At 63.5% G+C, this 16,555-nt stretch carries 12 protein-coding genes; 8 read left to right on the forward strand and 4 right to left on the reverse strand.

Going from position 1 to position 16,555, the window contains the following annotated elements:
• The first annotated feature begins 371 nt into the window (after positions 1-371).
• From B5V02_RS23210 to gltX, 3 genes are all read left to right on the forward strand, one after another.
• The gene (locus B5V02_RS23210; RefSeq protein ID WP_111546658.1) at positions 372-2,177 is read left to right on the forward strand and encodes an ABC transporter ATP-binding protein; all 1,806 of its coding nucleotides are present in this window, start codon (positions 372-374) and stop codon (positions 2,175-2,177) included.
• A 293-nt stretch (positions 2,178-2,470) separates the two neighbouring features.
• The gene (locus B5V02_RS23215; RefSeq protein WP_111546407.1) at positions 2,471-3,652 is read left to right on the forward strand and encodes a hypothetical protein; all 1,182 of its coding nucleotides are present in this window, start codon (positions 2,471-2,473) and stop codon (positions 3,650-3,652) included.
• Between the two features lie 285 nt (positions 3,653-3,937).
• The gene (gene gltX, locus B5V02_RS23220; protein ID WP_111546408.1) at positions 3,938-5,311 is read left to right on the forward strand and encodes a glutamate--tRNA ligase; all 1,374 of its coding nucleotides are present in this window, start codon (positions 3,938-3,940) and stop codon (positions 5,309-5,311) included.
• On the opposite strand, the gene B5V02_RS23225 is transcribed toward gltX, so the two are convergent.
• The 3 genes from B5V02_RS23225 to B5V02_RS23235 form a co-directional block, all read right to left on the reverse strand.
• On the reverse strand, positions 5,229-6,428 hold the full coding sequence (locus B5V02_RS23225) for a DUF2865 domain-containing protein (protein WP_111546409.1): 1,200 nt from the start codon (positions 6,426-6,428) through the stop codon (positions 5,229-5,231). The genes gltX and B5V02_RS23225 overlap by 83 nt on opposite strands.
• A 75-nt stretch (positions 6,429-6,503) precedes the next feature.
• A complete protein-coding gene (locus tag B5V02_RS23230; protein ID WP_111546410.1) occupies positions 6,504-8,828 on the reverse strand; it encodes an NADP-dependent malic enzyme in 2,325 nt (774 codons plus the stop codon).
• A 175-nt stretch (positions 8,829-9,003) separates the two neighbouring features.
• On the reverse strand, positions 9,004-9,783 hold the full coding sequence (locus tag B5V02_RS23235; protein ID WP_111546659.1) for an SDR family oxidoreductase: 780 nt from the start codon (positions 9,781-9,783) through the stop codon (positions 9,004-9,006).
• Between the two features lie 120 nt (positions 9,784-9,903).
• On the opposite strand from B5V02_RS23235, the gene B5V02_RS23240 reads away from it, so the two are divergent.
• On the forward strand, positions 9,904-10,719 hold the full coding sequence (locus B5V02_RS23240; protein ID WP_111546660.1) for a UDP-2,3-diacylglucosamine diphosphatase: 816 nt from the start codon (positions 9,904-9,906) through the stop codon (positions 10,717-10,719).
• Positions 10,720-10,844: 125 nt separating this feature from the next.
• Entirely contained in the window at positions 10,845-12,059 is a 1,215-nt protein-coding gene (locus tag B5V02_RS23245) for an MFS transporter (protein WP_111546411.1), read from the forward strand.
• Here the strand turns inward: B5V02_RS23245 and dgcA are convergent.
• The gene (gene dgcA, locus B5V02_RS23250; protein ID WP_111546412.1) at positions 12,030-13,013 is read right to left on the reverse strand and encodes an N-acetyl-D-Glu racemase DgcA; all 984 of its coding nucleotides are present in this window, start codon (positions 13,011-13,013) and stop codon (positions 12,030-12,032) included. The two genes, B5V02_RS23245 and dgcA, sit on opposite strands and share 30 nt — an antisense overlap.
• 78 nt (positions 13,014-13,091) lie before the next feature.
• On the opposite strand from dgcA, the gene B5V02_RS23255 reads away from it, so the two are divergent.
• Genes B5V02_RS23255 through B5V02_RS23265 form a run of 3 tightly spaced genes read left to right on the forward strand, consistent with a single transcriptional unit; the run spans position 13,092 to position 16,481 of the window.
• Complete coding sequence (locus B5V02_RS23255; protein ID WP_111546413.1) at positions 13,092-14,279, forward strand: ABC transporter permease; 1,188 nt, start codon at positions 13,092-13,094, stop codon at positions 14,277-14,279.
• A 1-nt stretch (position 14,280) separates the two neighbouring features.
• The gene (locus B5V02_RS23260) at positions 14,281-15,093 is read left to right on the forward strand and encodes an ABC transporter ATP-binding protein (protein ID WP_111546414.1); all 813 of its coding nucleotides are present in this window, start codon (positions 14,281-14,283) and stop codon (positions 15,091-15,093) included.
• A gap of 14 nt (positions 15,094-15,107) precedes the next feature.
• On the forward strand, positions 15,108-16,481 hold the full coding sequence (locus B5V02_RS23265) for an MlaD family protein (RefSeq protein WP_111546415.1): 1,374 nt from the start codon (positions 15,108-15,110) through the stop codon (positions 16,479-16,481).
• The last annotated feature ends 74 nt before the right edge of the window (positions 16,482-16,555 follow it).

The following is a 16,555-nucleotide window of genomic DNA, read 5'->3' on the forward strand; positions in this document are numbered from 1 at the left end:
ATCAGCCTGTTGTTGCAAAATAACCTCAGTGCTTGGATCAGATAGACTTTTGGCGTGAGCCGATCTTGGCGATGCATCGTGGCGTCTCTATAAGGACCGTTCCGCGATTCACTTGCGGGAGGTCCGAATGGCAGTATTTCAAATGGTAATGCGAGGCCGCGAAGCCTAGGTCTCATCCGGCGTTCCGCGAGGGTTTTGTCCTCGCGCCTATGCCGGATTGAGCACAGGCTTATGCCGATGCCGGTCGCCGCCCGATTACGGGCGAGACGCCAAATATGCCACTCCGCATTCTGGGCCATCATTAGCCCTTGCGCGGCTTCTTCAATTTTCGACCTTACTGGGATCGGGCTCGTTTGCGCCCGAATGACATCATGGCTCGTTTTAGAATCGATTTGCGCGCGAGCGCCTTTCGCAGCGTTCTTGGTTTCACGCTCACCCATTGGCGGCGTCAGCCGTGGCGGCTTTCGCCCATCATGGGCGGCTTCCTGCTGTCGACGCTGGCCGACGTCTTGACGCCGCTCTATTCCGGCCGGCTGGTCGACGCCGTTGCCAGCAGTGCCGGCGCCGACGCAATTGCCTGGAATGCCGCGGTGACGGCATTTTCGATACTGATGGCCCTGGCGCTGACCGGCGTCGTGCTGCGCAACCTTGCCTTCATGGCGATCGTCGAGCTGACGCTGAAGATGATGGCGGATATCGCCGCTGACGCCTTCCATCGCGTCCAGCGCTTTTCCACCGACTGGCACGCCAACAGCTTTGCCGGTTCGACCGTGCGCAAGGTGACGCGCGGCATGTGGGCGCTCGACCTGCTCAACGACACGATCCTCATCGCGCTGCTGCCGTCGGTCGTCATGCTGGTCGGCTCGACGCTGCTGCTTGGCTGGTTCTGGCCGCTGATGGGTGCTGTCGTTGCTGCTGGCTCGGTGCTGTTCATCACGGTGACGGCGATGCTGTCGCTCGGCTATGTCGCACCGGCGGCAAGGCTCGCCAACACCTGGGACACGCGCCTCGGCGGTTCGCTGGCCGACGCAGTCAGCTGCAACGCCGTGGTCAAGGGTTTTGGCGCCGAGGAGCGCGAGGAGCGCCGCCTTGCCCGGGTCGTCGCCAAATGGCGTGCGCGCACGCGGCGCACCTGGGTGCGCGGCACCATCAACGGCACCACGCAAGGGGCGCTGCTGCTGGTCATGAGAGCCGCGGTGATCGGCCTGGCGTTGATGCTGTGGTCGTGGGGGCAAGCGAGCGCCGGTGACGTCGCCTTCGTGCTGACCTCGTTTTTCGTTCTGCAGGGCTATCTGAGGGATATCGGCACCCATATCCGCAATTTGCAACGCTCGATCAACGACATGGAGGAACTGGTCGATTTCCAGTCCGAACCGCTTGGCATCGAGGACCGGCCTGGCGCCAGGCCGATCCGGATCACGCAGGGGGCTATCCGCTTCGACAACGTCACCTTTCACTACGGCAGTCACCGATCGGCGCTTTACCGTGACTTTTCGGTTGATGTCGCGCCGGGCGAACGTGTCGGGCTCGTCGGCCATTCGGGTTCGGGCAAGACGACTTTCGTCAAGCTGATCCAGCGGCTCTATGACGTGAATGCGGGAAAAATCCTGGTCGATGGCCAGGACATCTCGCAGGTGGCGCAGGCGTCGCTGCGCGGGCAGATCGCCATCGTCCAGCAGGAACCGATCCTGTTCCACCGGTCGCTGGCCGAGAACATTGCCTATGCCCGGCCGACAGCGACGCAAGATGAGATCGAGCATGCCGCGCGGTTGGCGAGTGCGCACGACTTCATCGCCAACCTGCCGAAGGGTTACGGGACGCTGGTCGGCGAACGCGGCGTGAAACTGTCGGGCGGCGAGCGTCAGCGCGTGGCGATCGCGCGCGCTTTCCTTGCCGATGCGCGCATCCTGATCCTCGACGAGGCGACATCGAGCCTCGATTCGGAATCGGAGGTGCTGATCCAGCAGGCGATGGAACGGCTGATGGTCGGCCGCACGACGCTGGTCATCGCGCACCGGCTTTCGACGGTGCGGGCGCTCGACAGGCTGCTGGTCTTCGATCGCGGCAGAATCGTCGAGGAAGGCTCGCATGACGAACTGATCCGGCTGAACGGCGGCATCTATCGCCGCCTGTTCGAACGACAGGCACTCGAACTGACCAAGGGCTTGGTCATCTGACCTGAGGTGGCCTCCGGCTTCGGACGGAGGCCACCTCTATCAGAGGCGCTTTCAGCCGCTGTCAACTCTGCGGTTGCAACAGCGAGCTTCCGTCAGTCGGTTGGAGTGACGCGAATCAGCATCCAGTGCGTTTCCAGATCCTGAGTTTTGAGACGTCTTGTTTACGTTGTTTCTACCACTGGTTGGTATACATTTACTCCAGGCAACCCAAAGACGGTCTATGCATATCCTGGAATCCGATTAACCTGTGCTGGATTTCACCCTGCGGCAGACGACCTTCTACAGGCTTCACGATGCATCTTGTGTCCGCAAATGCCGGTCCGGAAAAGGTGGCTGCGCCGTCGGTGCTGGAATCTCAGCACGGCTCGGTTCGGCCGCTCGCTGCCGAAGATCTCGAGCGCGTCGCCGCACTCTTCCTGACGAAGTTTCGCCGGCGGCGGCGTCATCTCCTCGATCGCGCGATCGCGGAGACGGCCGAGTATATGAGAGAGATTTATCTTGACCCTGCCGGCCAGTCCGGTGCGAGCAACGCTCTTGTCCAGATCAACCGGCAGGGTCGTTTGGGTGGGTTCCTCGGCGTCCTGAAAGCCCGCTACGAGCTCAACGGAGCGGCATTGAATGCGGCGATCATCGGTCCGCTCATGGCCGACCCCGGCACCGATGACGGCTCGGCCGGACCGCAATTGCTGCGAGCCGTGCATCAAGGCGAATTCGATCTGCATCTGACCGATTCGGCCAACCGGACATCTTTGGCCTTCGCGCGCCCGATGAAGTATCAGCTCCTGCCGGTGCATTGTCTGGGATGGACCTGTATTTTCCGGCCTGCCGCGATGGCCGCCGCCGCACTGCACCGTAAATGGCCCGGCCTGCCTCGCTTGGCACTCGATCCCTGTGCGAGAGCTTTCGATGCTCTTTCGAAAAGAAGGTTCGGGTCCCCCGTCCAGCTTTCATCGTCGCATCGGGTCCACCGTGAGCCGATCGATGCCGCGCAATTTGCCGAGCGGCTGCCGACCCTCCTGTCCGATTACTCTCTTCGGCCGAATTGGAAGGATGGCGAGCTGCCACGGCTGCTTGCGCTGGCGGCCGAGAAGCGGGCCGACGGCCCACTTCATTTCGGTGGGACTTACGACGAAACGGGCAAAATGCTCGGTTGTTATGCCTTCTACGGTCAAGCTGGCGACATCGCGAGCCTGTTGCAAATCCAGGCGTCCGGATCTCACTGGGGCGCAACTCTGGATGGCCTTATCGCGGCCGCGTGGGATATGGGTTGCGTGGGCATCACCGGGCAGACGCAGAGCAGATTCATGCCTCAACTCTTCGGCTACAAGAATGTCTTCTTCCGCTATGCCGGGGGGACGATGGTCCGCTCGCGAATTGCTGAGGTCACGGAAGCGGTCCGCTCCGGCGACATCTTTATCGGTGGGTTGATCGGCGACCGCTGGACCCGCCTCAGTTCCGACGACTTCGGCCGCTGATCGCCTTCAACGACCTGTTCGTCGGCGCCAGCACGCATGTCTCGGCCCGCTACGAGTTGACCTATGGCGGCAGTCGTCGAGCGGCATCACTATCTCGGCCGGCGTCGGCTTCCACCGGCTGGTTGCGCTCGGTCATGGTGGGCGCCGCCGGACTGGCCGCCGCCTATGAGCCGCCCGAGGCGCACGCCGCCCCGGTCTTTTCATTGCACGCGTCCTGTTCTATGTCTGCCGCACCGCGCGGGGGCGCGTCTTGTCAATCACAAAAGCATCCGGTACGCCCCGCTCATGACAGTTACCGTTCGTTTCGCACCGTCGCCAACCGGCCGCATCCATATCGGCAATGCGCGTACCGCTTTGTTCAACTGGCTGTTTGCCATGAACAACAAGGGCCGCTTCATCCAGCGTTTCGATGACACCGACATTGCCCGCTCGAAGCAGGAATTCTCCGACGCCATCCTCTACGATTTGCATTGGCTCGGCATTTTCCCGGATGCCACCGAATACCAGTCGCGGCGCTTCGAGGTCTATGACGCGGCGGTCGAGAGGCTGAAGGCGGCCGGCGTTCTCTACGCCTGCTACGAGACGCCGGAGGAGCTCGACCTCAGGCGCAAGGTGCGCCGCACGCGGGGCCTGCCGCCGGTCTATGGCCGCGAGGCGCTGGCGCTTTCGCCGGAGCAGATCGCCGAATACCAGGCCGATGGCCGCAGGCCGCACTGGCGCTTCCTGTTGCCCAATTTCTCTGGCGATCCGCAGCAGCCCGAACGCACCGAGATCCACTGGAACGATCTGGTGCGCGGCGAGGAAACCGTCGACCTTGCCTCGCTTTCCGACCCGGTTCTGGTGCGCGAGGACGGAACCTATCTCTATACGCTGCCTTCGGTAGTCGACGACATCGAGATGGGCGTCAGCCATGTCATCCGCGGCGACGACCACGTCACCAACACCGGCGTGCAGATCGCCCTGTTCCAGGCGCTGGCTGCCGAGCCGCCGGTGTTCGGCCACCACAACCTCTTGACCACGGCATCGGGCGAGGGGCTGTCGAAACGCACCGGGGCGCTCTCCATCGAAAGCCTGCGCGAGGACGGCATCGAGCCGATGGCCGTCGCTTCGCTTGCCGTGCTGGTCGGCACTTCGGAGAATGTCGCGGCGGTGCCGACGATGGCCGAACTTGCCGAACGCTTCGATCCGGCGGCGACATCGAAATCCGCGGCCAAGTTCGATCCTGACGAGCTCTTCGTGCTCAACCGGTCGCTGTTGCACCATATGCCGTTCTCCGAGGCGCAAGACCGGCTGATCGTGCTCGGCGTCTCGGGTGACCAGGCCGAACCGTTTTGGCTGGCGGTACGCGGCAATCTCGACAGGCTGGCCGATGCGGCGAGCTGGTGGCGTACCCTGCGCGAGGGCCCGCAGGAGAGGCCGGAATTTTCCGATGACGACCGCGACTTTCTGGGTCAGGCCTTCGACCTGCTGCCGGAGGAACCCTGGAACGGTACAGTCTGGAAGGACTGGACGGGCAAGATCAGGGAGGCGACCGGCCGCAAGGGCAAGGCGCTGTTCATGCCGCTCAGGCTCGCCCTTACCGGACTGCCTTCGGGGCCGGAGCTTGCAGATCTATTGCCGCTGATGGGTCGGGAAGGAACGATGGCCCGACGACCCTGACCTTACGCTGTTCCGGTGGCAAGGCCGACACCGGCGACGTCACCGGCTTGGCGGAAAGCCGCTTGATCGCCTCGCGGTCAAGTCCGCCCTCCACATTGGCCAGGGTTTCCGGATCGATACCCGGATCGGGCTTGGAAACCGGGACCGGAATGAGCGGTGCCGCGTCCGTTTCGGGCTGCGACTGCTCAGGATTCGGCGGGTTGCCGGCGATGATCTGGAAATTCTGCGCGGCGTTGCAGCCGCAAGCCGGCGGCCGCGGCATGTCGGACTGCTTGTAGAGATAGGCGGTCGGCAATTCGCTGTAGGGCCGGCCGGTGACCGACGACGTCATGTCAGCCGAATCGTCATCCATGCCGCGCGAATAGAAAACCTGCATCTCGGTGCCGGGGCAGCTCGATTCGCAGTTCTTCTGGTCGCGTTCGAAATCGCTTGTGGAAGCCGCATTCGACATCGGGAAGAAGTAGCCGTCGCAGGTGCGCACGCACATGGTGTGGAACTCGCCGCCGATGCTCGGAAAATCCGGTACTCCGGGCCGGTTGAGCACCCGGCTGACGTTGCGCTCCTCGCCGGGATCGTCAGGCTCATCGAGCGCATCGAGCTGCTGGCTGTTGCCGCCGAAAAGCTGGTCGAACAGGTTTGCGTTGCCGTCTTCGCGGTTCGCTTCCTGCAGGGGCGCGCGCCGCGGTGCTACGGTGTCGTCGCGGCAGCCCTTGGCGTCGAGCGCCGCCAGGATGCGGCCACGGTCGCGGCGCGAGCCACCGCTGGAGAGCTGGGCGCGCTTGGCCTGCAGGCTATCGAGATTGGCATTCATGCGGTCGATGGTGGCGTTGAGCCCGGCGCATTCGCTGACGTTGCGGCTGAACAGCGAAAAGCCGCAACCGGCGCTGCTGGATTGGCTGCGGGCCCTCGAGATCTGTTCGCGCTGCCTTTCGATGGCTGCGTCGTATTTCCGGATCAGTGCCGGGCCACCACCGCCGCCGCGCGAGGCAGCGGCAAGATCGGCTTCCAACTGGCGGCAGACCCGCGAGGCGGCCTGTGGCTCGACTACCCAGCTGCTGGACAGCAAGAGACCAAGCAGCACGGCAGCATGCGCCTGCTTCCACCCTCCGCTTGCCATCCGCCCAAACTCCGCCTGTCCGTCCGCAAGGCTACCGCCTTCGCGGTTAACTGCAGTTTACCGCGAAATCCGTGTTCAGCCCAGATTGACGACCGCTTGTGCCTTGTGGGCGGCTTCAACCACGGCAAGCGCCGTCATGTTGACCACGCCGCGCGACGTGACCGACGGCGTCAAAATATGCGCCGGCATGTCGGTGCCGAGCAGGATCGGCCCGACATGCAGCGCGTCCATCATGGTCCTGAGCGCGGTCAGCGTGATGTTGGCCGAATCGAGGTTGGGGAACACCAGCAGATTGGCTTCGCCCTTCAGCCGCGAATGCGGATAGACGCGCTGGCGCAGGTGCTCGGACAAAGCTGTGTCCGCATGCATCTCGCCGTCGCACTCCAGCTCCGGCGCGATGCGCGCCAGGATCGCCGCCGCTTGCCGCATCTTGAGCGCGCTCGGCGAATCGCGCGAGCCGAAATCCGAATGCGACAGCAGCGCAGCCTTCGGCTCGATGCCGAAGCGCTGGATTTCTTCCGCCGCCAGCACCGTCATCTCGGCGATCTCCTCGGCCGTCGGGTCGACGGTGACGTGCGTGTCGGTCAGGAAGATGATGCCGCGTTGCGAGATCAGCATCGAAAGCGTCGACAGGTCGTGGTCCTTGATGCCGAGGCGGGGGCCGATGATCAGGGTGACGTTGCGCAGATGCCGCTCGAAACGTCCTTCGAGGCCGCAGACCATGGCATCGGCATCGCCACGCTTCAGGGCGAGCGCGGCGATCACCGTGTTGTCGGTGCGCACCATGGTGCGGGCGGCCTCCGTTGTCACGCCGCGCCGGCCGGCGAGTTCGATCAGGAGGTCGACATAATGGCGATAGCGCGGATCGTCCTCCGGATTGATCAAGCCGAAATCGACGCCGGGCTTGATGCGCAAGCCGTAGCGCTTCAGGCGCACTTCGATGACGTGCGGGCGGCCGATCAGGATCGGCTCGGCGATGCCTTCCTCGAGCACCACCTGGGCGGCGCGCAGCACGCGCTCGTCCTCGCCATCGGCATAGATGACGCGCTTGGCGGTCGATGCCTTGGCGGACGAGAACACCGGCTTCATCACCAGGCCGGAGCGGAAGACGAAGCGGTTGAGCTTGTCGATATAGGCGGCGAAGTCGGTGATCGGCCGTGTCGCGACGCCGGTGTCGCAGGCCGCCTTGGCGACCGCCGGGGCGATGCGCAGGATCAGGCGCGGATCGAAGGGCGAAGGGATCAGGAAGTCAGGCCCGAAGATCGGCGTCTCGCCGGAATAGGCGCGCGCCGCGACATCGGAGGGTTCTTCGCGGGCAAGGGCCGCGATCGCCCGCACCGCCGCCATCTTCATCTCCTCGTTGATGGCGCTGGCGCCGCAGTCGAGTGCACCGCGAAAGATGTAAGGAAAGCACAGTACGTTGTTGACCTGATTGGGAAAATCAGAACGGCCGGTGCAGATCATCGCATCGGGACGTGCGGCGCGCGCCGCTTCCGGCATGATCTCCGGATTGGGGTTGGCCAGCGCCAGGATCAGGGGCTTCGGCGCCATGTGCTGCAGCAGTTCCGGCTTCAGCACGCCTGCCGCCGAGAGGCCGAGGAAGACGTCGGCGCCGGGGATGACATCGGCCAGCGTGCGCGCATCGGTGTCCTTCACATAGGGGTCTTTCCAGCGGTCCATCTCGTCGACGCGGCCCTTGTAGGCGACGCCGAAACGGTCGGTGACCCAGATGTTTTCCACCTGAGCACCAAGCGAGACCAGCAGGTTGAGGCAGGCAAGGGCGGCAGCACCAGCACCCGAGGTGACGATCTTGATGTCCGAGATGGTCTTGCCGGCAAATTCCAAGCCGTTGAGCACGGCGGCAGCGACGATGATGGCGGTGCCGTGCTGGTCGTCATGGAAGACCGGAATGCCCATGCGGGCCTTCAATTGCTCTTCCACCTCAAAGCATTCCGGCGCCTTGATGTCCTCGAGGTTGATACCGCCGAAGGTCGGCTCCAGCGCCGAGATCGTCTCGACCATGCGCTCGATGCCCGGCGCGTCGATCTCGATGTCGAAGACGTCGATGCCGGCGAACTTCTTGAACAGGACAGCCTTGCCTTCCATCACCGGCTTGGAAGCCAGCGGGCCGATGTTGCCGAGGCCGAGCACGGCCGATCCGTTGGAGACGACACCGACCAGATTGGCCCGCGCCGTATAGTCGGCAGCGGTCGCCGGATCGTCGCGGATCTCAAGACAAGGGGCGGCGACGCCCGGCGAATAGGCGAGCGCGAGGTCGCGCTGGTTGCCGAGCGGCTTGGTCGCCTGGATCTCGAGCTTTCCCGGTCTTGGATACTTGTGGAAGTAAAGGGCGGCTTCGTCGAGGTCCGAACGTGCCGTCTTTTTGGTCTCGCCTTCCATGCGGCTACTCCCTCGAAATCTGCCTGAAGATTCCTTTTAGCATGCGGCCAAGGTTTTTCGCGACGCTAAATGACGCGCCGGCAGCTTTACCCGGCGGCGCGTCAAAAATCATTATCTATCAAATGCTTATGCCGATTTCATCGCATATGAGTCCTGCTGCGCGCAGGCGCGTCTATCAAAAGGCGCTGACGTAGAGACCGCCGTCGACCGGTATGTTCTGACCGGTCAGATAACCGGCATGGACCGAGCACAGGAAGGCGCAGATCTGGCCGAACTCCTCCGGCGTGCCGAGCCGCTTGGCCGGAACATCGGCGCTGATGCGGGTCTTGCGCGCGGCGGCGGCCGCTGGATCCTCTGGCGTGCCGGCCTCATGCGGGCCACGCAGCCGGTCGGTGTCGAGCTTGCCCGGCAGCATGTTGTTGATGGTGACGTTGCGGTCGATCACCGTTCGCGCCACGCCGGCGAGGAACGAGGTCAGGCCGGCGCGCGCGCCGGACGACAGGTCGAGGCCGGGGATGGGGACGTAGACCGACAGCGAGGTGATGTTGACGATGCGGCCGAAGCCACGCGCCGCCATGCCGTCGATGACGGCCTGAACCAGCTCGACCGGCGTCACCATGTTCTGGGTCACGCCTTCAAGGATCTTGGCGCGATCGAGTTCACGGAAATCACGCAGTGGCGGCCCGCCATTGTTGTTGACGAGGATGTCCGGTTCGGGACACGCGGCGAGCAACGCCTTCTGCACCTCCGGCTTCGAGACGTCGCCGACGACTTCGGTCACCGTCACGCCGTAGCGCTCGCGCAGCTCGGCGGCGGTCTTGGCCACCAGCTCGGCATTGCGCCCGTTGACGACGATGTCGCAGCCGGCCTCGGCCAGTGCCATGGCGCAACCACGCCCAAGCCCTTTGCTCGAAGCGCAGACGATGGCCTTCTTTCCGCGAATGCCGAGATCCATGATGATTTTCTCCTTGTGAGCCGGCGGCAAGCTAGTCCTTCGGCTGGACCAATCGCAACCGTCATACGGTTGTTGCATGAATCGGGGCATAGCCTGCGCGAAAGCAAGGGTGAAATCGCGATGTCCGGCCAAGAGCCCCGCACTTTCCGCAGCATGTTCATTTCCGACGTTCATCTCGGCTCGAAGGCGGCCAAGGCCGAATTCCTGATCGATTTCCTTAGATATCACGACGCCGATATCATCTATCTGGTCGGCGATATCGTCGATGGCTGGCGGCTGCGGCGGAGCTGGCACTGGCCGCAAAGCCACAATGACGTCGTGCAGAAATTGCTGCGCAAGGCGCGCAAGGGCGCCAACATCACCTACATCGCCGGCAACCATGACGAGTTCGCGCGCCAGTTCCAGGGCGTGCATTTCGGCGGCATCGTCGTTGCCGACCGCGCCATCCACGAGACCGCCGACGGCAAGCGGCTGCTTGTCATCCACGGCGACCAGTTCGACACCGTCGTCCACAATGCGCGCTGGCTCGCCTATCTCGGTGACCACGCCTATGACGCGGCCATGCTGGTCAACCGCGTGGTGACACGGCTGCGTCAACTGCTCGGCCTGCCGTACTGGTCGTTCTCGTCATGGGCCAAGGCCAACGTCAAGAAGGCGGTGAACTTCATCGGCTCGTTCCAGACCATGCTAGCCGAAGAGGCGCGCCGCTCGCATGTCGACGGCATCATCTGCGGACATATCCATCACGCTGCCATCGAGAATTTTGGCGATGTCCAATACATCAACACCGGCGACTGGGTGGAAAGCTGCACGGCGGTGGTCGAGCATTTTGACGGCCGGATGGAAATCCTGACCTGGGCGCAGGTGCTGCCCGAGGCGCCGGACGAACCCTTTATCCCGTTGCTCCTCGAAGACCGGGTGGGGCAGGCGGCCTGACGGGGCACTCGCCGCGGATTTCGGGATTAATCGATTAGGCCAGCCGGTTTCGTCCGGTTTTCGCCCATGTTAAGGGATCGATACACGTTGCCGTCCGGTCGAGTGCAGCGTTATTGGATCGATTCATGTCGCTGCCGCCGCTTTCGCCCGAACAACTCGTCAAGCCGCGCCATTTCGAACTGCGCATGAGCCTGATCTTCGCGACGCTGTTCGTGCCGCTCGGAACGCATCTGCCCTATTTCCCACTGTGGCTGCAGGCCAAGGGTTTCCACGCCGAGCAGATCGCCGTCATTCTGGCGGCCCCGATGTTCCTGCGCGTGGTGACGACGCCGTTGCTGACAGCACTTGCCGACAGGGCCAGGGATCGCGCCGATGTCTATGTCGCGCTGGTGGCGGCGTCGCTGCTGCTGTCGGCCGGTTATTTCCTGACGCCGACCTACGCCATGGTGCTGGCGGTTTCACTGGCACTGACCGTTGTCTGGACGCCGCATTCGCCGATCGCCGATTCGCTGGCGCTGTCGGGTGTGCGCCGGTTTGGCTCGAACTATACGAGCATGCGCAAATGGGGCTCGATCTCCTATCTGTTCGCCAATGTCGCCGGTGGCTTCATCCTGTCGGCAACCGGCTCCGGGGCTGTTCCGGTGATCATTTTCGCATCGCTTGCCGCTGCCCTTGCCGCCGGCTTGCTGGCGCCGCGTCTTGGCCGTCCGCGACGCGCCTCGCCGCTGTCGGCCACCGACTTCCAGCACGCGGCGCCGAAGCTTCTCAACCCATATTTCCTGTATTTCTCGATCGGTGTCGGCGTCATCACCGCCAGCCACGCATTCCTCTACGGCTTCGTCTCCATCTACTGGAAATCGATCGGCCTCAGCGATTCGGTTGTCGGGCTTTTGTGGGCCTGGGGCGTGGTGTCGGAAGTCTGTATGTTCATGATGTTCACCCGCTTTTTCGGCTCGTTCTCGGTCGTCTCGATCATGGTGATGGCGGGGATCGGGGCCATCGTGCGCTGGATCGCGTTTCCGCTGGTCTGGCCGCTCGGCCTCGGCGTTGCCGGATTTTTCGGCGTCCAGACGCTGCATTCGGTCTCGGTGGCGCTGGTGCTGATCGGCCTGCAGAAGATGATTGGCGAAACGGTCTCCGAGGAGCGGACAGGTGCTGCGCAAGGCATCGCCTATTTCTCCAACGGCTTCTTCATGGCGGTGGTGACGTTGGCGTCCGGCCCGCTTTACGACCGTTTCGGCGTCGATGGCTTCTTTGCCATGATCCCGATCGCCTCGATCGGACTGGTGCTGATCGGACTTGCGGCGCGCTCAGCCCCACAGCGCCGCATCAGGCGGTGACACCAGCGATCCCTGATAGACAAGGCCGGGCACTCGGTCACGGGCAAGCAGCAGCGGACCGTCGAGGTCGACGAAATCGGCATCCTGGGCGAGCAGCACCGCCGGCGCCATCGCCAGCGACGTGCCGACCATGCAGCCGACCATCACACCGAAACCGAGTTCGCGAGCGCGATCGCGCAGCACAATGGCCGCTGTCAGCCCGCCCGATTTGTCGAGCTTGATGTTGACGGCATCGTAGAGGCCGACAAGCGCTTCGAGATGCTCAGCCTCATGCACGCTTTCATCGGCGCAGATCGGCACGGGATGCGCTATATGGCGCAGGATCTCGTCGTGGCCGGCCGGCAGCGGCTGTTCGATCAGCGCGATGCCTTGCTCGGCGGCAAAGGCGAGGTTCGCGACGATGTTGTCGTCGGTCCAACCCTCATTGGCGTCGAGGATGATGCGGCTGTCGGGTGCGGCTTGCCTGACGGCGCGGATACGGGCGATGTCGTTGTCGCCGCCGATCTTGACCTTGAGCAGCGGCCGCGTCGCATTGGCGCGGGCCTGCGCCGCCATCGCCTCCGGTTCGCCCAATGACAGCGTGTAGGCTGTCTTAAGCGCCCGTAGGGGGACAGCGCCAATGGCAGCAGCCACCGATGTTCCGCTGATCTTTGCCTCCAGATCCCACAGGGCGCAGTCGATGGCGTTGCGGGCGGCTCCGGCGGGCATGGCGTCGAGCAAGGCGATCCGGCTGATGCCGGCGGCGATCCGCTCACGCATGGCTTCGATCGCCTCGCTCACGCCGTCCATGGCCTCGCCGTAGCGCTTGTAGGGAACGCATTCGCCGCGCCCAGCGTGGCCGTTCTCGCTGATCGTGCAGGTGATGACCTCGGCTTCGGTCTTGGAACCGCGTGAAATGGTGAAGGTTCCGGCGATCGGAAAACGCTCGGCCTCGACCGAAATGACACGCGCCATATTTTTCTGCTCCGGCTATGCAACAACGGGCGAGTCGGCAAATCGACAGCTTGGTTCCGTCAGGCTAAACAGGGTGCCATGTTGACCATCGGCAAGAGCGACGCAAGCGGCACGACCGCGGGGGAGGCTGACCACGAACCGCGCGTGGCGACCGGCGAGGAAGACGGCGTTCTCGGCTGCGCCTTCTCGGGAATCTGGACGACACGGACCGTCGCGCTGATCGACGCCGACATGCGCAAGATCGAGAAACGAAGTGGTTTCAAGACCTTGGCGCTCGATCTTTCCAAGATCGAAAAGATAGATACCGCCGGTGCCTGGCTGATCGACCGGCTGGTCAGTGCCTTCGAGAAGAAGGGCGTCAAAGTCAGCATGCAAGGCCAAAGCGAGATCGCTTCCATCCTGCTCGACGCGGTGGGTGAGGCCGTTCGGCGCGAACCCGAATCCGGTGCCGCCGGTCCGCCCAACATCATCATTCGCGCGCTGGAGGCCGTTGGCCGGCGCGTCTACGAGATGCGCGACGACTTCCTCGCCTCGATGAACATCCTCGGCGCCACCATCCGCGGCGCGCAGATGAAGCTCGGCCGTGGCCATGCCATAAACCCGGCGGCGATCTTCAACCAGATCGACCGCATGGGCGTCGGCGCCATTCCAGTGGTGGTGCTGATGTCGGCGATCGTCGGCGCCATCGTTGCCCAGCAAGGCGCCTATCAGCTCAGCTATTTCGGCGCCGATATCTTCGTCGTTGACCTGGTCGGCGTGCTGATTCTGCGCGAGCTCGGCGTGCTGATGACGGCGATCATGATCGCCGGCCGCTCCGGCAGCGCGATCACCGCCGAGATCGGCTCGATGAAGATGCGCGAGGAGGTCGACGCGCTGAAGGTCATCGGGCTCAATCCGATCGGCGTGCTGGTCTTTCCGCGCCTGGTGGCGCTGGTCATCGCCTTGCCGTGCCTGACCATCATCGCCAATTTCGCAGCGCTCGGCGGCGGCATACTGGCTGCCTGGCTCTATTCCGACATCGCGCCAGCCGCCTTCATCGATCGGCTGCGCGTCGCCATCGACCTCAGCACCATTTTCGCCGGCCTGATCAAGGCGCCGTTCATGGCCATGATCATCGGCACGATTGCCTCGGTCGAAGGCATGAAGGTCGGCGGCAGCGCGGAATCGCTCGGCCAGCACGTGACCGCCTCGGTGGTGAAGTCGATCTTCGTCGTCATCATCCTCGACGGGCTTTTCGCCATCTTCTACGCAGCGATCGAGTTCTGAGATGAAGCTGCGCAGGACAAAGGCGATCGCGGACGAAACGGGCGAGGGCGACATCGTGCTTTCCGCGCACAACATCACCGTGTCCTTCGCCGACAAGCTCATACTCGACAAGCTGTCGCTCGATATCAGGCGCGGCGAGATCCTTGGCTTTGTCGGCGCCTCGGGTGCCGGCAAATCCGTTCTGCTGCGCACCATTCTCGGCCTGACGCGCAAGCAGTCGGGCACGATCAAGCTGTTCGGCGTCGATGTCGGGAAGGCGAGCGATGTGGAGCGCCTGCGCATCGACATGCGGCTTGGCGTGCTGTTCCAGCACGGCGCCCTGTTTTCGGCGCTGACGGTGCTGGAAAACGTCCAGGTGCCGATGCGCGAATATCTCGACCTGCCGCGAAAGCTGATGGACGAACTGGCGATGCTCAAGGTCGAGCTGGTCGGGCTGCCGCCGGACGCGGCGCAGAAATTCCCGTCCGAACTTTCCGGGGGCATGATCAAGCGGGCGGCGCTGGCAAGGGCGCTCGCGCTCGATCCCGATATCGTCTTCCTCGACGAGCCGACATCCGGCCTCGATCCGATCAGCGCGGCGGAGTTCGACGAACTGGTCGTCAAGCTGCGCGATACGATGGATCTGACCGTCTATATGGTGACGCACGATCTCGACACGCTTTTCACCGCTTGCGACCGGGTGGCTGTGCTCGGCAACAAGAAAGTGCTGGTCGAAGGCACCATCGACGACATGCTCAAGAGTGAGGAGCCGTGGGTAAAATCCTATTTCCGCGGAAAACGCGCCCGGCAACTTGATCTTGCGGCGCGCGCATAGCCATAAGTGGGACAATGGAAACCAGAGCCAACTACGTCATTGTCGGCATTTTCACGCTGGCCGCGATCCTGGCGGCGTTTGCCTTCGTCTACTGGACGGCGGCGATCGGCGACAAGGGCGAGACCACGTTGCTGCGCGTGCGCATTCCGGGTTCGGCTTCCGGGCTTGGCCGCGGCAGTTTCGTGCTGTTCAACGGCGTCAAGGTCGGTGATGTCAGGCGCGTCTATATCGACGTCGACAATCCGACCGTCGCCATCGCCGACACCGAAATCGATCGTCTGACGCCGATCACCAAGTCGACACAGGCCGATATCGGCCTCGCTGGCCTCACCGGACAAGCCAACATCGAACTCAAGGGCGCCGATCCCAAGGAAGTAAAACTCCTCGACCAAGCCGAAAAGGAAGGCAAGGTCGCCGAGATCGTCGCCAACCCCTCTGCTGTGACCAATCTGCTGCAGACGGCACAGAACATCTTCAGCCGCGCCGACAAGGTGCTCACGGAGCTCGAAGGCTTCACCACGGACGTTCGCGGGCCGTTGACGCAGACCGTCAAGAACGCGCAGACCTTCTCCGACGCGTTGGCCAAGAATTCGGACGGCATCGACAAGTTCCTGTCCAGCGTCAGTGCGCTCTCCGAAGAGCTGAAAGGCGTTTCCGGCAAGCTCGACGGCACGCTGAAAGCAGCGGAAGGCCTGCTCAATGCTGTCGACAAGGACAAGATCAAGAGCATCGTTGCCAACGTCGATACGGCAACCGCGAATCTCAAGGAAACGTCCACGCAGCTCGACGGCGTGATCAAGAATGTCGACACGGCGGTGGGTTCGGTCAACGATTTCGCCAAGCAGACGCAAGGCACCCTGGCCAAGGTCGACGGCGTGCTCGACGGTATCGATCCGGCGCAGGTGCGCGCCGCACTGGCCAACATCCAGAAAGCCAGCGAAAACGCAGACAAGGCCGCCGCCGACATCGCAGAGGTGACCGACAAGATCGCCAACCGGGCCGACGACATCGACCAGACGATCAAGGATGCCAAGCAACTGGCGCAGCGGCTCAACGACGCCTCGGTGCGTGTCGACGGCATCCTCGCCAAGGTCGACACCTTGCTTGGGTCGGGGCAGGCCGACGGCGTGATCGCCGACGCCAGGGATACGCTGAAGTCGTTCAAGCAGGTTGCCGACACGCTGAATGCCCGCCTGGGCGTCATCACCGACAATCTGGCGCGCTTCTCGGGCCAGGGGCTTTCGAACGTCGAGGCGCTGGTGCAGGACAGCCGCCGTTCGATCAGCCGCATCGAGGAGGCCGTAACGGATCTCAGCCGCAATCCGCAGCGCATCCTATCGGGTGGCGATGGCGAGGTTCGGCAGTTCGATGGCAGGGCGCGGCGTTGACTTCGGCTTCGGCGCGCCCCAAGAACATGAGCCGCGAAAGCGGGTCGATCTTACGATCCGGGGACAACGGGGAT

The organism is Mesorhizobium kowhaii (assembly GCF_003253745.1).
Taxonomy (GTDB): domain Bacteria; phylum Pseudomonadota; class Alphaproteobacteria; order Rhizobiales; family Rhizobiaceae; genus Mesorhizobium; species Mesorhizobium kowhaii.

Coding starts and splice junctions, on each gene's coding strand:
- B5V02_RS23210 (WP_111546658.1), top strand. CDS start 372: ATGGCTCGTTTTAGAATCGATTTGCGCGCGAGCGCCTTTCGCAGCGTT.
- B5V02_RS23230 (WP_111546410.1), bottom strand. CDS start 8,828: ATGGAAGGCGAGACCAAAAAGACGGCACGTTCGGACCTCGACGAAGCC.
- B5V02_RS23260 (WP_111546414.1), top strand. CDS start 14,281: ATGAAGCTGCGCAGGACAAAGGCGATCGCGGACGAAACGGGCGAGGGC.
- dgcA (WP_111546412.1), bottom strand. CDS start 13,013: ATGGCGCGTGTCATTTCGGTCGAGGCCGAGCGTTTTCCGATCGCCGGA.
- B5V02_RS23240 (WP_111546660.1), top strand. CDS start 9,904: ATGTCCGGCCAAGAGCCCCGCACTTTCCGCAGCATGTTCATTTCCGAC.
- gltX (WP_111546408.1), top strand. CDS start 3,938: ATGACAGTTACCGTTCGTTTCGCACCGTCGCCAACCGGCCGCATCCAT.
- B5V02_RS23255 (WP_111546413.1), top strand. CDS start 13,092: ATGTTGACCATCGGCAAGAGCGACGCAAGCGGCACGACCGCGGGGGAG.
- B5V02_RS23245 (WP_111546411.1), top strand. CDS start 10,845: ATGTCGCTGCCGCCGCTTTCGCCCGAACAACTCGTCAAGCCGCGCCAT.
- B5V02_RS23225 (WP_111546409.1), bottom strand. CDS start 6,428: ATGGCAAGCGGAGGGTGGAAGCAGGCGCATGCTGCCGTGCTGCTTGGT.
- B5V02_RS23235 (WP_111546659.1), bottom strand. CDS start 9,783: ATGGATCTCGGCATTCGCGGAAAGAAGGCCATCGTCTGCGCTTCGAGC.
- B5V02_RS23215 (WP_111546407.1), top strand. CDS start 2,471: ATGCATCTTGTGTCCGCAAATGCCGGTCCGGAAAAGGTGGCTGCGCCG.
- B5V02_RS23265 (WP_111546415.1), top strand. CDS start 15,108: ATGGAAACCAGAGCCAACTACGTCATTGTCGGCATTTTCACGCTGGCC.